The sequence below is a fragment of the Mesorhizobium ciceri WSM4083 genome (assembly GCF_000519305.1).
GTDB lineage: Bacteria > Pseudomonadota > Alphaproteobacteria > Rhizobiales > Rhizobiaceae > Mesorhizobium > Mesorhizobium ciceri_B.
This window is the reverse complement of record NZ_JAFG01000005.1, coordinates 423,102-439,725: the sequence shown is the minus strand read 5'-3', so window position 1 is coordinate 439,725 and position 16,624 is coordinate 423,102. Positions and strand designations below refer to the sequence as shown.

Sequence of the window (16,624 nt, the reverse complement as noted above, 5' to 3'; positions counted from 1 at the left end):
GAGCCGGAGCGTTGTGAAATGACTGCGCGGATCCTCGTCGTCGACGATATCCCTGCCAATGTGCGGCTGCTGGAAGTGCGGCTGCTGGCCGAATATTTCGAAGTGCTGACCGCCACCAATGGGCCGGATGCGATCGAGACCTGCGAGAACGGCAAGGTCGATGTCGTGCTGCTCGACGTGATGATGCCTGATATGGACGGCTTCGAGGTCTGCCGGCGGCTGAAGAGCGATCCGGCGACATCGCACATTCCGGTGGTGATGATCACCGCGCTCGACCAGGTTTCCGACCGCGTCCGGGGGCTCGAGGCCGGCGCCGACGACTTCCTGACCAAGCCGGTCAACGATCTGCAGCTGATGACGCGCGTCAAGAGCCTGGTTCGCCTGAAGTCGCTGACCGACGAGTTGCGGCTGCGCGCCTCGACGACGCGCAACATCGGCATCGAGGAGTTGCTCAGCCGCAATTTCGCATCCGAGGACACGACGCCCAAAGTGCTTTTGATCGACGAGCGCAAATCATCCGTCGAGCGCATCCAGAAGATGCTGCGCGACCGGGCCGACCTCGACGTCACACATGATCCGCATGCCGGTTTCTTCCAGGCCGCCGAGACATCCTATGAATGCGTGATGATCTCGACCGCGTTCGCCGATTTCGATCCGCTGAGGCTCTGTTCGCAGTTGCGCTCGCTCGATCGCACCCGCTTCGTGCCGATCATTCTGTTGGCGGAGGAGGGCGAGGAGGAACGCATCATCCGCGGCCTCGAACTCGGCATCAATGATTATCTGATGCGGCCGATCGACCAGCAGGAGTTGACGGCGCGGCTGCGCACCCAGGTGCGCCGCAAGCGTTACAACGACCAGCTGCGCGCCAGCGTCACCCAGACCATCGAAATGGCGGTGACCGATGGCCTGACCGGGCTGCACAACCGCCGCTATCTAGACAGCCACCTGCAGACGCTGTTCGATCGCGCCGTGGCGCGGCGCCGGCCGCTGTCGGTGATGATCACCGACCTCGACCGCTTCAAGGCGATCAACGACGCGCACGGTCATGACGGCGGCGACGAGGTCCTGCGGGAATTCGCACGACGGCTGCGCAAGAATGTCAGGGGTATCGACCTTGCCTGCCGCTTTGGCGGGGAGGAGTTCGTCGTGGTGATGCCGGACACCGAGGGCGCGGTGGCCGAGAAGGTAGCCGAGCGCATTCGCGCCGAAATCGCCCAGGCGGCTTTCGCCATCGGGCAGGACGGCAAGGCGATCGAAGTCACGGTCAGCGTCGGCGTGTCGTCGGTGCTGAAGGGCGTGGACACGGTGGCGGCGCTGATGAAGCGTGCCGATCTCGCGCTCTACGAAGCCAAGAGCGGCGGCCGCAACCGGGTTGTTGCCAAAGCCGCATAACCGGCCAAGGCTCCGAATATCCAGTCAACCCGACAGGGTTACCCGTTTACCTTAATCCAAGCGATTCGCGAGCCTTGGTTAAGAAACTGTTGATTTTCATAAGCTCTTGCGCAACTGTGCAGGCCAAGACGAAGCCGGCACGAGGATAGAAAGCCGGCTCCGATCCCTGGGAATACCCCATGATGCTCAGGTCCGCCGCATCTCCTGGGTCCGTGGGGTCGGCCGGCCGGCGCTGGCACATAGTGGCCTCCTCGTACCGCTGCCAAACGCCGACCGGCCCCCTTCTCTGCAAAAGAACATCAGAACTCCGTGCCAAAGCACGGAGGAATCTGCGTTTTTGCATGTGAAATCGGAACACCCGTTCTAGCCGTTCCAACACAGTTTCGCTGTGAGAGCAGCCAACGATGAGGGGAAGAGCACCCCTTCCATTTCACAGATATGGCGCACAAGGGGCTTGCGGCAAGACCCGGCTCCTCCCGTAAAACCGCGACCCAAGCCAGGGTGCGGAAAACGGGAGTTATGATAATGATTTCAGATCATGCGGTTGTGATCGCCGGGGGTGGTCCGACGGGATTGATGCTGGCAGGCGAACTGGCGCTGGCAGGCGTGGACGTTGCCATTGTCGAAAGGCGACCGGATCAGAAACTGGCAGGATTGCGCGCAGGCGGCCTGCATGCGCGCACTCTTGAGGTGCTCGACCAGCGCGGAATTGCGGATCGGTTCCTTTCACAGGGACAGACATCGCCGTCCGTGGGCTTGCACATGATCCGGTTAGACATCAGCGATTTTCCCACGCGCCACAATTATCTGCTGGCACTGCGGCAAAACCACATCGAGCGCATCCTGGCCGACTGGGTCGGCGAGTTGAAGGTGCCGATCTATCGCGGACACGAGGTTGCGGGGTTTATCCAGGACGACAGCGGCGTCGATGTCGAACTGTCCACCGGTCACCGCCTGAGGGCCGCATATCTGGTCGGCTGCGACGGAGGTCGCAGCACCATTCGCAAGGCAGCCGGTATCGAGTTCGCCGGATGGGATCCGACGATGAGCTGGATGATTGCCGAGGTCGAAATGTCGGAAGAACCGGCATGGGGCTTCCGCAGCAACGCCTCCGGAATTCATGCCCTGGGTAAGATCGAGGACGGCAAGAAGGTTGGCGTCGTGCTGACGGAGCCCCGCCTTGAAGCCCGCGGCGAACCGACCCTGCGCGAGCTCAGCGAGGCGCTGACTGCCATCTACGGCACCGACTTCGGGGTCCACAGCCCGACCTGGCTCTCCCGCTTCACCGACATGACGCGTCAGGCTGCCGCATATCGCGACAGGCGCGTGCTGCTGGCGGGTGATGCCGCGCACATCCATCCTCCGATGGGCGGACAGGGCCTCAACATCGGCGTGCAGGATGCGGTGAACCTCGGATGGAAGCTGGCCCAAATCATCAAGGGGACATCGCCGCAAAGCCTGCTCGACAGCTATCACGTCGAGCGTCATCCGGTCGCCGCCCGCGTGTTGCGCAACACGATGGCGCAGGTCGCGCTTCGCCGCACGGATGACCGCAGCAAGGCCTTGGCCGACACCGTTGCCGAGTTGCTCGGCATGGATGAAGCCCGCAAGAAAATCGCCGCGGAGATGTCTGGTTTGGGTGTCCACTACGACCTTGGTGAGGGGCATCCACTGCTTGGGCGGCGAATGCCCGATCTCGATCTGACCACCGCCGGCGCGCCGTTGCGGGTCTTCACCTTGCTGCACGATGCGCGGCCCGTACTGCTCAACCTCGGTGAGCCCGGCAGACTGGACATCGCTCCCTGGGCTGATCGGGTCCCGCAGATCGATGCCGGCTATGCCGGTGCCTGGGACCTCCCGGCTCTCGGGAGGGTCGCCGCGCCCGGCGCCGTCTTGATCCGGCCCGATGGTTATGTGGCTTGGGCCGGGGCGGGAACCCAACAGGGGCTGGTGGACGCGCTGACCACCTGGTTCGGGCCGCCTGCCGCCTCAAATTAGCAGACACGGTCGAAGCGCGATCGCGCGACCGCCTTGAAAGTATTGCGTCGCTCCCTGCGACAGGGCTCCTGACAGTTGGTTGACAGGAGTTTCCTTCTGTGCAGAAATTGGTTGGACCATTGGACCACTTGGAGGAAATGTGGACCAGAACAGCCTGCCACCCATTCAGACCACGGCGCGCGACGACGCCGTGTTGAAGGCGTTGGTGGGATTTGTTCGCGCCGAAGCCTTGCAGCCGGGCGAGCGGCTTCCAACCGAGCGCATTCTGGCCGAGCGGCTGAAGGTCAGCCGCAACACCGTGCGCGAGGCGCTGACACGCTGGGAAGGGCTCGGCCTCGTCGAGCGCCGGCAGGGCAGCGGCACCTATCTCAAGGCGGCTGTCTCACACGATATGCTGCACATGCCGCTGACGCTGGCCGGCGGCAATGATTTCACCAGCCTGATGCAGACGATGGAGATCCGCCGCGCGCTGGAGGCGGAGGCCGCAGCTCTTTGCGCCGAACGCGCCAGCCAGGCAGATATCGCCGAAATCGCGCGCAAGCTCGACATCATGGAGCAGGCGTTCCGCACGCGCGACGGCATGTCCTCGGAAGAGGATTGGGAGTTCCACCAGGCGATCTACCGGGCCTCGGGTAATCCGCTGTTCGAGCAGATCATCGCCGCCATGTACGAATTGTTCCACCGCTTCTGGGAGCATCCGCTCGGCGTGCGCGATTTCGGCCACGCCAGCTTTCCTTACCATCGCACCATCTACGAATGCATTGCCGCGCGCGACCCGCAGGGCGCTCGCGCCGAGGCGCTCAAGCTGATCGCCACCGTCGAGGACGATCTCAAGCGCGGTGCCGCCAAACTCAAACTTTCGAGCCAGACATGAACGAGCATCCATCCGGTTTCGATCACGACTATCTCGCCGAGGCGGCGACACTCTTGGCGCATGACGAACCGTTCCCCGGCGGTGCGGTGGTGCCGCCGATCTACCAGACCTCGCTGTTCACCTTCGCCAGCTATGCCGAGATGGCCGATACCTTTGCCGGCAAACGGAAGCAGCCGATCTATTCGCGTGGCGACAATCCCACGGTGATGGAGTTCGAGGCGCGCGTGGCAGCGCTTGAGGGCGCAGAAGCCGCGCGCGGCTTTTCCAGCGGCATGGCGGCGATCAGCGCCACGGTGCTTGCGTTCGTTGGGGCAGGCGAGCGCATCGTGGCGGTGCGCAATTGCTATGGCGATGCCTACCGTTTGTTCGAGCGGCTGTTGCCGCGGCTCAACATCAAGGTCGACTATGTCGACGGCTCCGACCCGGATGCGGTGGCAGCGGCACTTCCCGGCGCCAAGCTGCTGTATCTGGAAAGCCCGACCTCGATGATGTTCGAGCTGCAGGACATCGTGCATCTGACACGGCTGGCCAAGGAGCAGGGCATCGTCACCACCATCGACAATTCCTGGGCGACGCCGGTCTTCCAGAAGCCGATCATGCATGGCGTCGATCTGGTGCTGCATTCGGCCTCGAAATACCTTGGCGGCCACAGCGACACCGTCGCTGGCGTCGTCGCAGGTTCGGCCGCTCATATCAGGCACATCAACGAGCAGACCTATTCCTATCTCGGCGGCAAGTTGTCGCCATTCGAGGCCTGGCTGTTGCTGCGCGGCCTGCGCACGCTGCCGCTGCGCCTGCCGCACCACATGAAGAGCGGCCTCACCATCGCCGAACGGCTGAAGGCGCATGCCGATGTCGAGCGGGTCAACCACCCCGTCTATTCGAACCATCCGGGCAAGGCGACGCTGGCCGGCTATGCCGGTCTATTCTCCTTCGAGGTGACGGACGAGATCGACATCCCCGTCTTCGTCGACGCGCTGAAATATTTCCGCATCGGCGTCAGCTGGGGCGGGCATGAAAGCCTGGTCGTACCGGCCAAGGCGTCGCTGGAGCAGACGCCGGGCCTGAATTCGATGGCGCGCTTCGGCGTCAGCCCCCGAACCATCCGCTTCAATGTCGGATTGGAGAGTGTCGAAGACCTGTGGGCCGACGTGGCCCAGGCCTTCGAAAAAGCCAGAAAATAACAAGCGGGTTCAAAATGGGAGTCTTGAACATGAAAAAACTGACCGTCATGCTGGCCACCGTTGCGGGGCTGGCGATTTCAGCCGGAAATGCCGTGGCCGACTCGACCCTGAAAATGGTCGAAGTCATCACCAGCCCGCCGCGCACCGAATTCCTGAAGAAGCAGATCGCCGAATTCGAAACCGCCAATCCGGGCATCAAGGTCGAGCTTATCTCGCTGCCCTGGGGCCAGGCGTTCGAGAAATTCCTGACCATGGTGCAGGCCGGCGATACGCCCGACATCGTCGAAATGCCGGAACGCTGGATGGGCCTCTATGCCAACAATGCCCAGCTCGAGGATCTCGGCCCCTATATGGCCAAATGGGATGACGCCAAGACGCTGGGCGACCGCGCCAAGCAGTTCGGCTCGACCGTCAACAACACCCAGTTCATGATCCCTTACGGCTACTATGTGAACGCGCTGTTCTGGAACAAGAAACTGTTCAAGGAGGCCGGCCTCGACGGCCCGCCGGCGACGCTCGACGATTTCATCGCCGATTCCAAGAAGATTTCCGCGCTCCCGGGGAAGTACGGCTACTGCCTGCGCGGCGGGCCGGGCGCCTTCAACGGCATGCACATGTTCATGAACATCGCCGCCGGCAAGGGCGGCTACTTCAACGAGGACGGCACTTCGACGATCAACGAAGAAGGCTCGGTCAAGGGCCTGCAGATGCTGGCCGACATGTACAAGGACGGACTGGCGCCGAAGGATGCGGTGAGCTGGGGTTTCAACGAAACGGTCACCGGCTTCTATTCCGGCACCTGTGCCATGCTCAACCAGGATCCGGACGCGCTGCTCGGCATCGCCGACAAGATGAGCGCCGACGATTTCGCCGTGGCGCCTTTGCCGGTCGGGCCGAGCGGCAAATCCTATCCGACGCTGGGCTATGCCGGCTGGGCGATGTTTGCCAACTCGCAGCACAAGGACGACGCCTGGAAGCTGATGGCGACGCTTCTGTCGCCGAAGGACAATCTGGAATGGGCCAAGGAAGTCGGCGTCGTCCCGATCCACAACGGCGCCGACCAGGATCCCCATTTCAAGACGGAGCAGTTCAAGGGCTGGTTCACGGAGCTCAGCGACAGCTCCAAATATGAAATGGTCACCCCGCCGACGCATCTGGAGAACCTCGGCAATTTCGTCGACCAGGTGGCGATCAAGAATTTTCAGGAAGTGCTGCTTGGCCAGAAGACGGCCAAGGACGTCGCCGACCAATGGGCTGCCTTCCTGACCAAGGAACAGCAGGATTGGATGGCGAAAAACAAGAAGTAAGCGCCTCTTTTTTCCTTCTCCCCGTTCTACGGGGAGAAGGTGGCCCGATAGGGTCGGATGAGGGGCGGCGCTATGCCTCGATTGGTTCGCGCTGTCCTTCATCTGCCTGCCCGTCCTCCGCAGCAGCTGCGGAGGGTGGACCGGCATCTTCTCCCCGTGAACGGGGAGAAGGACGCTGTTCCAGACGCCGCTCCAGGGAGCCGATCCTCAGCCTATGACCTACGCCGTGTCCGAAATACGATCCGCCGGCAAGCCGCGTCGCAAGCGGCTATCCCACGCCGCCATCGAGCCATGGCTCTATCTCAGTCCGGCGATCATCCTGCTGGTCGTGGTGCTGCTGGTGCCGCTGGTCATCGGCATCAGCTACTCCTTCCGCAAGTTCTCGGCGTTCAAGTCCGAATATGTCGGGCTCGGGCAGTATCAGGCGATGCTGTCGGATCAGGTGCTGGGGCAGGCGCTGGTCAACACGTTGTGGTGGACGGTCGCCAGCCTTTTCTTCCAGTTTTTCCTCGGCCTTGGCCTGGCGCTGTTGCTCGACAAGCCGTTTCGCGGCCGCAAGGCTGTACAAGCCCTGGTCTTCCTGCCCTGGGCGGTGCCGTCCTTCCTGTCAGGCCTGACCTGGGCCTGGCTGTTCAATCCGATCATCGGGCCGTTGCCGCACTGGCTGTTTGCATTGGGGCTAAAGGCCGAGCCGACCAATGTGCTGTCCGATCCCGCTACCGCCATGTGGGGGCCGATCATCGCCAATATCTGGTTCGGCATTCCGTTCTTCGCCATCACGCTTTTGGCGGCGCTGAAATCCATTCCATCGGAACTGCATGAGGCGGCCGCCATCGACGGCGCTTCGCCCTGGCAGCGCTTCACCAAGGTGACGTTGCCGTTCCTGGCGCCGACCATCGCCATCACCGTCATGTTGCGCACCATCTGGATCGCCACCTTCGCCGACCTGATCTTCGTCATGACCGAGGGCGGACCAGCCGGTTCGACCAACACGGTGCCTGTCTACATCTATGTCAGCGCCTTCAAGTCGCTGGACAAGGGCTATGCCTCGGCGGTGGCCGTGCTGCTGCTCGTCCTGCTCATCGCCTATGCGATCGCGCTGATCGGCATCCGCCGCACGCTGGTGAGGCACGTCTGATGATCGCAGGACGTTCAACCTCGCAGCGCTTCTTCGGCGGCATCGGTCTCTACGCGGCAATCGCGGCTTACGTGCTGTTTGCCCTGTTCCCGATCTATTGGACGCTAAAGATCTCGGTTACGCCGGAGCGGCTTCTCTATTCCGAAGGCATCACCTTCTGGCCGTCGCATATGACGCTGCAGAACTTCGTCACCGTGCTCGAGGCCACCGATTTCCCGCGCTATTTCCTCAACAGCGTCATCGTCTCGGTCTCGACGGCGGCACTGGTGACGATCATCGCCACGCTCGCCGGTTATGCCATGTCGCGCTTCACCTTTCGCGGCAAGGCAGCCCTGGCGCTGATGCTGCTTTTGACCCAGACCTTTCCGCTGGTGATGGTCATTCCGCCGATCTACCGCGTGATGGGTCAGATCGGCCTGATCAACAGCCTGACCGGGCTGATCATCATCTACACCGCCTTCAACACGGCCTTTGCCACCTTCCTGATGCAGTCCTTCTTCGACGGCATTCCGAAGGATCTGGAGGAGGCGGCGATGATTGACGGCTGCACCCGCGCGCAGGCCATGCGCAAGGTCATCGTGCCGCTGACGCTGCCGGGCATGGGCGCAACCCTCGGCTTTGTCTTCACCGCCGCCTGGAGCGAGCTTCTGTTCGCGCTGATGCTGATTTCCAGCGACGACCAAAAGACCTTTGCCGTCGGCTTGCTCACCTTCATCGGCAAGTTCGCCGTCGACTGGGGACAGATGATGGCGGCGTCCATCCTGGCGCTGATCCCGGTCTGTATCTTCTTCGCCTTCCTGCAACGCTATCTCGTCACCGGCCTGACCGCCGGCGCCGTCAAAGGATAGATCGATGGCCTCTGTTACGCTCGAAAAGGTCCGCAAGGACTATGGCGCCGTCCGCGTCCTGCACGCGGTCGACCTTGAAATCGCCGATGGCGAGTTCGTCGTCCTGGTTGGGCCGTCAGGCTGCGGCAAGTCCACGCTCTTGCGCATGATCGCCGGGCTGGAGGAGGCTTCCGGCGGTGAGATCCGCATCGGCGAGCGGCTGGTCAACGACGTAGCACCCAAGGACCGCGACATCGCCATGGTGTTCCAGTCCTACGCTCTCTATCCGCATATGGACGTGTCGAAGAACATGGGGTTCAGCCTGCTCCTGAAGAAGGCGCAGAAGGCGACGATCGATGCCAGGGTGGACGGCGCCGCCAAGCGGCTCGGGCTCGACACCTTCCTGCAGCGCCTGCCGCGACAATTGTCCGGCGGCCAGCGCCAGCGCGTCGCCATGGGCCGTGCCATCGTGCGGGATCCCAAGGTCTTCCTGTTCGACGAACCGCTGTCGAACCTCGACGCCAAGCTGCGCGTCCATATGCGCGCCGAGATCAAGGCGCTGCACCAGCAGCTGAAGACGACATCGGTTTATGTCACCCACGATCAGATCGAGGCGATGACCATGGCCGACCGGATCGTCGTCATGCATGACGGGTTGATCCAGCAGGTCGGCGCACCGCTCGATCTCTATGATCGGCCGGCCAACATGTTCGTCGCCGGTTTCATCGGTTCCCCTGGCATGAATTTCCTGCCGGCGATGGTTCGCAAGGGTGGTGAGGCCGTACTGGCCGATGGCCAGGTGCTGCGCCTGCCGGAAGGCCTGCCGCTGACGGACGGTGACGCCATCACCGTCGGTCTGCGGCCCGAGCATATCAAGTTGGCGGATGACGGCGCGTTGAAGGGCGAGGTGGGGGTGGTCGAGCCGCTCGGGCTTTCGACGCAGTTCTACGTCAAGCTGGCCAGCCAGCAGCTTTGCGTCTTTGCCATGGGCCGTGCCGGCGTGAAGCCCGGCGATGTGGTACGGTTGGTGGCCGAACCAGACCAACTGCATCTGTTCGATCCGAAGAGCGGTGAGCGCATCGGCTGAGGGGACTCAGCCGGGGCGGACGCGGGTAGCCGGATCAGGCGCCGCTATCGGGCGGGACATACGCGGTAACGCTACATTTCAATTGGATAAAATAGCGGAACGTCCAAGAGACATTTCCGGAACCTAACAGGATCACTGGGACCTTTGGATGCAAAGCGCAAGACTTTAGTCCCGCCGTCTTCGCAAAAGGACGGAGGTCATTTCGCCACGAACTAGGCCGCCATCGGAGCTAGTCAACACCGACGGCGGCACTTGCAATATGGGTAAGTGGGTTGTGTGCGGATATGGTGTGATCGCGGAAGGCGATTGTAGACCGCTAACCGCGAGAGCTTCTTTTAGACAGCGGCGAACTGTCCAACGGGTTTTCGGCCGACTTGGCCGATCGCCGCTCCTTCAGCCACAGGGACTTCTTTCTTCTTGCCAGGTTTTCGTCCCGGACGCTGTCTTCGGCGGTCACTCCGCCATGCATCGCGGCAATCACGTAGTCGGCTCTGTTGGTTCGAAAGTCGCCTTTTTGTATGGACATCGTTTTCTCCCAGTGCGAGGCATTTCCCCCCTTTTTGCCTGACGCTGAAACTAACTGCCTATCCGTAGTGCAAGTCTACCAATCGGCGATTGTATTAAAACGATACACTCAAGCTGGCGCGACCGCACGAGAGGAGCCCATCTTGGCGAGGCTTCTTCATTGACCCTGTTGGGATCCTTGCGGGGGTGCCGCGGCGGGAGGGGTCGGAGCCTGCGGTGCGGGTTCCGCGGAAGGCGGGGCGGGGCTGTCAGGCTGAGGTGCAGGCTGTGCGGCCTCTTCCTCAGTCAGAACCTGGTCAGTCCTGGCCTTGATCTCATCGGCCGTCTGCTGGCTTATCAGCCCGTTGCTGACGGCGAAGCCAGCAGCCAGAGCGACAAGGGCTGCAATCATTGCAGCTTTCACCTTCTTCGACATCCATAGGCGCCTTGTTCATGACACCCAACCCACGGCCAAGGGTGCCGCAACCATGGCGAAGGGTCAATCCTTTTGGCTGGAGTCTCTGCTCAGGTGCAACGAAATCAACTGGTTACAAACGAAAACGCCGCCCCTTGGGCGGCGTTTCGGCATTACAGCGGGAAACCAGATTACTTGATCTTGGTTTCCTTGAATTCGACGTGCTTCTTGGCGACCGGGTCGTACTTGCGGAACGACAGCTTGTCGGTCTTGGTACGGCTGTTCTTGCTGGTCACGTAGAAGAAACCGGTGTCGGCGGTCGACAGAAGCTTGATCTTGATGTTTGCGGCTTTGGCCATGATATCAGTCCGTTTGTTCGTGGGGTTTTGGCCGCTGGAGCACGGGGAAACACCCGGACGCGGGAAACTTGGCGCGACACATAAAGAACGCGCCCGGAAAGTCAAGCCCGGCAAGCCTGGTGCGATCCGCCGGAGGCTGCTGGTGAGCGGAAATCATGCGGTTTCTGTCACTGACACCGCAACCTTCTTCCAGTCTCCGGTCGTGTTCCACCAGCGATTCGGATTGGCGCGGTCGTCCAGTCCCTTGGAACGGCTGGCGAGAATCGGCTGAATGCGGATCACCGGTTCCTGGTAGGAATGTGCCTGGAAAATCGCCTCGACGACACGGGCGGCCAGCGCCTGATCGTCCGGCAGTTCGAAGGAAACCTCGACCGTGCCGGGCCGCCGCCTCAATTCGGTTTCGGCGCCGGCGGCCGCACCCTCAAGCGGCCTGTAGCGTTCGATGCCGTGCGCCGACTGATAGGCATTGCGGTCATATTTGCCCATGGCCAGCGGCGCAATCGCCACCACGGCATCCATGATGCGGTCGACGTCGGCGGCCGGAGCCTGGAAGGTCACGAGCAGAAGCAGTGTCATGCGTAGCGATGTGGTTTCAAAGCCGCTGTCGATCATGGAAGTGTCCTCAAGTGTTTTGGGACACCCTTTTAGCCCTGTGCTCCTGACACGGTTCTGTCAGCAGCCTGTCACCGTGCCGTGCCAAATGCATGGCAGGCCGCGGTCGCGCTACAGCAGGATCTTGCGAACCAACCTGACGGCGACCAAAGCGATATAGGCGGCGAAGAACAGGCCGAGCGACCAGCCGAAGCCGGACGGGCCGAACGCATCCATGCCGATGCCGATCGCCTGCGGGCCGAGCACCATGCCGACGCCGTAGCACAGCACGAAGGCGGCGTTGGCCGACGCCAGTTCATGGCCGGAAAGCTGCGATCCGAGATGGGCGAGGCCGATCGTGTACATGGCAGCGACGACGCCGCCCCAGACGAACAGAAGCGCGGCCATCAAATGCCAATTCTGGGCGAAGAAGGGCATGAAGACGGTGCCGATAAGACCGACCGTGGCGCAGGCAATCAGCAGGTAGCGGCGATCGCTGACGCGGTCGCTGATCATGCCGATCGGGATCTGCAACAACACATTGCCGAGGCCGATCATGGTCAGCAGAAGGGCTGCATCGGCTTCGGAGTAGCCGATTCGGCTGCCGTAGATCGGGAACAGCGCAAAGCCGCCGGTTTCCACCGCGCCGAACACCAGCACGGCAGCGGTCGCCGACGGCACCAGCCAGATGTAGCGTAGGAAATTGCTGGTTTCGCCATCCGAGGCGATCGAAGGGCTCTCGTTGCGTGCTGCCAGCACGGGTATGGCCGCCAGCGTCACCAACGCAATGATGACGCCGAACGGCCTGAAGCCGGAACTGCCGAGATGGGCGAACAGCCACGGTCCCGCGGCAAAGCCGAGCGACAGGACAGTGGCGTAGATGCCGAGGACAAGGCCGCGCCGGTGCGGCGGCGCCGAGGTGCTGATCCAGAATTCGGACAGGATGAACAGCACCGTCAGCGCAATGTGCAGCACGATGCGCAGTGGAAACCACATCCAGAAATCGGGTGCGAAATGGAAGCCGACAAAGGCCAGAGCGCCGGCGGCGATCATGGCGATCATGGTCCAGGCAACGCCGAAGCGCATGGCGAGCGGGGTCGCCAGAGGCGCACCGGCGATCGAGGCGAGGCCGGCAACGGCGGTGTTGAGGCCGATCATCGAAGCCGAATGGCCGCGCGTTTCGAGGATGACGCTGAGCAGCGGCATGCCGAGGCCGATGGCGATGCCGACGACGCTGATCGACGAGATCGCCGCCACCATCGGCAGCCAGTGTACGCGTTCGTCGCCCTGTGGTTGGGTATCGACCGTCATGGGATGCTGATACTCTGCCTGTTTGATCTTACGCAATTCCCTAGGGAAAGTGCTCTAGAGAAGTTCGCGGATGAAGCGGCTGCGGACAAGCCGGTAGAAGGGCACGGGGCCGCCTGGACGCAACAATGGATCATGGGCGAGGCGCTTTTCCAGCTCGTCCAGGATCATTCGGGTGATGTCGGGTATGTCGGCTTCCCTGGCCTTGGCAAGCGGCAGCCAGACCAGTTCTTCCAGTTCGTTGGTGGGACCGCCACCGGGCAGTTCGACGGCGACGTCGTCACGCCAGGCGCTGAAAAAACGGGTGTCGAAGCGGCGCACCCGGTTGGGCGGCGTGATGGCGCGCGCGACGAAGCGCAGCATGTCCAGCGAGGGTTGCACGCCGTGTTCGGCAAAGCCCTGCCAGTCGGACCTGGGGGTTGCGAAAGCACCCTTGCGGCCGATCAGCAGCCCGGCTTCCTCATAGGTTTCGCGGATGGCCGACAGGGCGATGGCGCGGGCTCGTGCGGCGCTTGTGCGTCCCGGCCCGGCGATCAGCCTGGCTTCCTGCTCCGGGTGCAGGGGGGCGACGACCGGTATGCGGCTGTCGGCCGGATCGGTGCGGCCGCCGGGAAAAACAAACTTCCCCGGCATGAAGGCGTGGCCGGCATGGCGGCGACCCATCAGAACCAGCACCTTATCGTCCTTGCGGTCGAGTAGGATGAGGGTTGCCGCGTCGCGCGGGCGGATTGGCCGGTCGCTATGAGCGATCATGCTCCGCTCGATCCTGTCGACTTCCGCCTTGGTCATACCGTCCATGCGCAGGACCTAGCGGAAACTTCTGGCAAGCGAAAGTGGCCTTTCACGGTCGGTATGTTGCGCCAGGCAGCATTCTTGGCCGCGGCCTAGGCTCCGGGATGCGGCTCGATCACGTCGTGCTCGCCGCCGAAGCCGTGCATATAGAAGGCCCATTGCAGTCCGATGACGGCACCCTTGACCGGCTGCAGCAACGCAACCGACAAAAGGATGGTCAGCGGCACCCAGATGGCGATGTGCTGCCATGTGGACAAAGTCGACGTCGCCTCGACGCCCATGAAGGCGCCCAGCACGATGTGGCCGACGATGACGATGACGAGATAGGCGGGCAGGTCGTCGGCCCGGTGATGATGTAGTTCCTCACCGCAGACGCTGCATGTGTCGACGGTCTTGGTGAAAGCGCGAAACAGCTTGCCTTCGCCGCAATGCGGGCAGCGGCCGAGCAGGCCGCGCTTCATCGCCGTCCACAGCGGACGCGCGGCCCGGCCCGAGTGATGTTCTCCGCCGAAAACCTGTTCTTCCATGGCTGTTGTCATCATCGTCTCCTGCCGCGCGAACCCGGTCGCGATTGCGACGCGCGGGCGCGGCCCTTGGCCTTGTGAAACGACCGCTTGGAGCCCGGCAAAGGCTTCGGGTCGGTCAACATCTCGAAGCGCATCGCACCGGCCATCGGCGCCACCTCGATGAGCCGGACCTCGACACGGTCCGCGAGCTGATAACCTTTGCCCGAACGTTCTCCGAACAGGGAGCGGGCCGTTTCGTCGTATATATAGTAATCGCCGCCCAGAGTTGACACCGGGATGAAACCATCCGCGCCGTACTGCGGCAATTGGACAAATAGTCCTGACTTGGTGACGCCGGAGATGCGGGCGTCGAACCGGTCGTCGACGCGTTCGGCAAGGTAGGCGGCGATCAGACGGTCGACCGTGTCCCGCTCGGCCGCCATTGCGCGGCGCTCCGTGCCGGAGATCAGCACGGCGACATCTTCGAGCCGTGCCGCTTCGTCCTGCGTCAGCCCGCCCGGACCCAGGCCCAGTGCGGCAATAAGTCCGCGATGCACGATCAAATCGGCATAGCGGCGGATCGGCGAGGTGAAATGGGCGTAGCGGCGGAGGTTGAGACCGAAATGGCCGATGTTCTTTGGCGAATATTCGGCCTGGCTCTGCGAGCGCAGAACCACTTCGTTGACCAGGCCTTCATTGTCGGCGCCGCGCACGCGCTCCAAAATGCCGTTGAACTGGCTTGGCTGCATCTGCGCGCCGCGCGCAAGTGACAGGCCCAATGTCTGCAGGAACTCGCGCAGCGATTCCTGCTTGGCCAGCGATGGCGCGTCATGGACGCGGTAGACCAGTTCCTGCTTCTTCGCCTCGAGCGTTTCGGCCGCGGCGACATTGGCCTGGATCATGAATTCTTCGATGAGCTTGTGGGCATCGAGCCGCTCCGGCACGATGACGCGATCGACGGTGCCGTCCGGCTTGAGCACGATCTTGCGCTCCGGCAGATCGAGTTCGAGCGGCTGACGGCCATCGCGGCCGCGCTTCAGGATCGCATAGGCGTCCCACAGTGGCTTCAGCACCGTTTCGAGGATTGGGCCTGTCTTGTCGTCCGGCGCGCCGTCGATCGCCGCCTGAGCCTGTTGGTAGGCGAGCTTTGCCGCCGACTTCATCATGACGCGATGGAAGGAGTGCCTGAGCTTGCGGCCCTCGGCCGAAAAGATCATGCGCACTGCCAATGCCGGACGGTCCTGACCCTCGCGCAGCGAGCAGAGATCGTTGGAGATGCGCTCGGGCAGCATCGGCACGACACGATCCGGGAAATAGACCGAATTGCCGCGCTTCAGCGCTTCGCGGTCGAGCGCCGTGCCGTAGCGCACATAGGCGGCGACGTCGGCGATGGCGACGGTGGCAACCACGCCGCCGGGGTTCTTCTCGTCGAGATCCGGCGTGGCGAAGACGGCGTCGTCATGATCCTTGGCGTCGGCCGGATCGATGGTGATCAACGGCAGGTCGCGCCAATCCTCGCGGTGGTCCAGCGTCGCCGGTTTGACCGCTTCGGATTCTGCGATGACGTCGGCTGGAAAGATGTGCGGAATGTCGTGTGCGTGGATGGCGATCATCGAGACCGCCTTTTCGCTGGTCAGAGAGCCCAGCACGTTGAGCACCTTGGCCCTCGGCAGCCCATAGCGGGAAGCCCGCGCCGGCTCGACCTCCACCAGGTCACCGTTCTTGGCGCCGTTCTGGAATTCCTTGTCGACGATCAGTTCGGGCTGGCGCCGTTCCACCGGCTCGATGCGGAAGGTGCCGTCCTGCAAGATGCGAAAGACGCCGAGCACGGCATCGGTGCGCTTCTCGAAAATCTTCATCACCCGCCCGGTGTAGGCGGGGCCGGTCGCCTCGTTGGTCGGAAAGGTCTTGGCCAGCACGCGGTCGCCGATGCCCGGCGCCGGGCCGTTGCCGCCACGCGACACGCGGATCGAGACGACGGGCGGTTCGCCCGTTCCCACGGCCTCGGCCGGGTGCGCCAGCAAAATGCCATCGCCGTCGCGGCCAAAAATGTCGAGCACGGCGACATGGGGCAGGGCGCCGACGCGGGCCAGTTGCTTGCGCTCCTTGGTCAGGACGCCTTCGTCCTGCAGGTCGCGCAAAATGTCCTTCAGCCAGATGCGGTCGTCGCCGCGCAGCGCGAACGCCTTGGCGATGTCGCGTTTGCCGGCGCGATCGGGATTTTCGGCGATGTAGCGCAGGATTTCGTCACGCGACGGCCGATAGTCGTCATTGACCTTGGCCCTGGTGTCGGCGTTGCGCGGATCGCCGTGGGTTCTGCCGGTGATCTTGCGCGCCACGCT

At 62.8% G+C, this 16,624-nt stretch carries 15 protein-coding genes; 8 read left to right on the top strand and 7 right to left on the bottom strand.

Features of this window, described 5'->3' with window-relative positions; genetic code table 11:
- Nucleotides 1-18: 18 nt before the first annotated feature.
- From MESCI2_RS0111940 to MESCI2_RS0111900, 8 genes are all read left to right on the top strand, one after another.
- Entirely contained in the window at nucleotides 19-1,392 is a 1,374-nt protein-coding gene (locus tag MESCI2_RS0111940; protein WP_023810534.1) for a PleD family two-component system response regulator, read from the top strand.
- Nucleotides 1,393-1,917: 525 nt separating this feature from the next.
- Complete coding sequence (locus tag MESCI2_RS0111930) at nucleotides 1,918-3,390, top strand: FAD-dependent monooxygenase (RefSeq protein WP_027036802.1); 1,473 nt, start codon at nucleotides 1,918-1,920, stop codon at nucleotides 3,388-3,390.
- 139 nt (nucleotides 3,391-3,529) lie between these two features.
- Nucleotides 3,530-4,264, top strand: a complete 735-nt coding sequence (locus tag MESCI2_RS0111925) for a FadR/GntR family transcriptional regulator (RefSeq protein ID WP_027036801.1) — start codon at nucleotides 3,530-3,532, stop codon at nucleotides 4,262-4,264.
- Nucleotides 4,261-5,448: a PLP-dependent transferase gene (locus MESCI2_RS0111920; protein WP_027036800.1), complete on the top strand. Its 1,188-nt coding sequence runs from the start codon at nucleotides 4,261-4,263 to the stop codon at nucleotides 5,446-5,448. Before MESCI2_RS0111925 ends, MESCI2_RS0111920 begins: the two co-directional genes overlap by 4 nt.
- 29 nt (nucleotides 5,449-5,477) lie before the next feature.
- Nucleotides 5,478-6,755 carry an ABC transporter substrate-binding protein gene (locus MESCI2_RS0111915; protein WP_027036799.1) on the top strand — a complete coding sequence of 426 codons (1,278 nt, stop codon included), beginning with the start codon at nucleotides 5,478-5,480 and terminating at the stop codon, nucleotides 6,753-6,755.
- Between the two features lie 214 nt (nucleotides 6,756-6,969).
- Entirely contained in the window at nucleotides 6,970-7,893 is a 924-nt protein-coding gene (locus MESCI2_RS0111910; RefSeq protein WP_027036798.1) for a carbohydrate ABC transporter permease, read from the top strand.
- Nucleotides 7,893-8,741, top strand: a complete 849-nt coding sequence (locus tag MESCI2_RS0111905; RefSeq protein ID WP_027036797.1) for a carbohydrate ABC transporter permease — start codon at nucleotides 7,893-7,895, stop codon at nucleotides 8,739-8,741. Before MESCI2_RS0111910 ends, MESCI2_RS0111905 begins: the two co-directional genes overlap by 1 nt.
- A 4-nt stretch (nucleotides 8,742-8,745) precedes the next feature.
- Nucleotides 8,746-9,807, top strand: coding sequence for an ABC transporter ATP-binding protein (locus tag MESCI2_RS0111900; RefSeq protein WP_027036796.1), 1,062 nt, complete (start codon nucleotides 8,746-8,748; stop codon nucleotides 9,805-9,807).
- 316 nt (nucleotides 9,808-10,123) lie between these two features.
- On the opposite strand, the gene MESCI2_RS1000000136735 is transcribed toward MESCI2_RS0111900, so the two are convergent.
- The 7 genes from MESCI2_RS1000000136735 to rnr all read right to left on the bottom strand — a co-directional run bounded on the left by MESCI2_RS1000000136735 (nucleotide 10,124) and on the right by rnr (nucleotide 16,621).
- A complete protein-coding gene (locus tag MESCI2_RS1000000136735; protein WP_081738698.1) occupies nucleotides 10,124-10,333 on the bottom strand; it encodes a hypothetical protein in 210 nt (69 codons plus the stop codon).
- Nucleotides 10,334-10,917: 584 nt separating this feature from the next.
- Nucleotides 10,918-11,085, bottom strand: a complete 168-nt coding sequence (gene rpmG, locus MESCI2_RS0111890; protein WP_006201775.1) for a 50S ribosomal protein L33 — start codon at nucleotides 11,083-11,085, stop codon at nucleotides 10,918-10,920.
- A gap of 153 nt (nucleotides 11,086-11,238) precedes the next feature.
- On the bottom strand, nucleotides 11,239-11,697 hold the full coding sequence (locus MESCI2_RS0111885; RefSeq protein WP_027036794.1) for a hypothetical protein: 459 nt from the start codon (nucleotides 11,695-11,697) through the stop codon (nucleotides 11,239-11,241).
- A gap of 111 nt (nucleotides 11,698-11,808) precedes the next feature.
- Nucleotides 11,809-12,987 (bottom strand): MFS transporter, encoded by a 1,179-nt coding sequence (locus MESCI2_RS0111880; RefSeq protein WP_023810543.1) that lies wholly within the window; start codon nucleotides 12,985-12,987, stop codon nucleotides 11,809-11,811.
- A 54-nt stretch (nucleotides 12,988-13,041) separates the two neighbouring features.
- Entirely contained in the window at nucleotides 13,042-13,782 is a 741-nt protein-coding gene (locus tag MESCI2_RS0111875; RefSeq protein ID WP_027036793.1) for an NUDIX hydrolase, read from the bottom strand.
- A gap of 86 nt (nucleotides 13,783-13,868) precedes the next feature.
- Nucleotides 13,869-14,303: a DUF983 domain-containing protein gene (locus tag MESCI2_RS0111870; protein ID WP_027036792.1), complete on the bottom strand. Its 435-nt coding sequence runs from the start codon at nucleotides 14,301-14,303 to the stop codon at nucleotides 13,869-13,871.
- An 11-nt stretch (nucleotides 14,304-14,314) separates the two neighbouring features.
- The gene (gene rnr, locus MESCI2_RS0111865) at nucleotides 14,315-16,621 is read right to left on the bottom strand and encodes a ribonuclease R (RefSeq protein ID WP_027036791.1); all 2,307 of its coding nucleotides are present in this window, start codon (nucleotides 16,619-16,621) and stop codon (nucleotides 14,315-14,317) included.
- Nucleotides 16,622-16,624 lie beyond the last annotated feature (3 nt).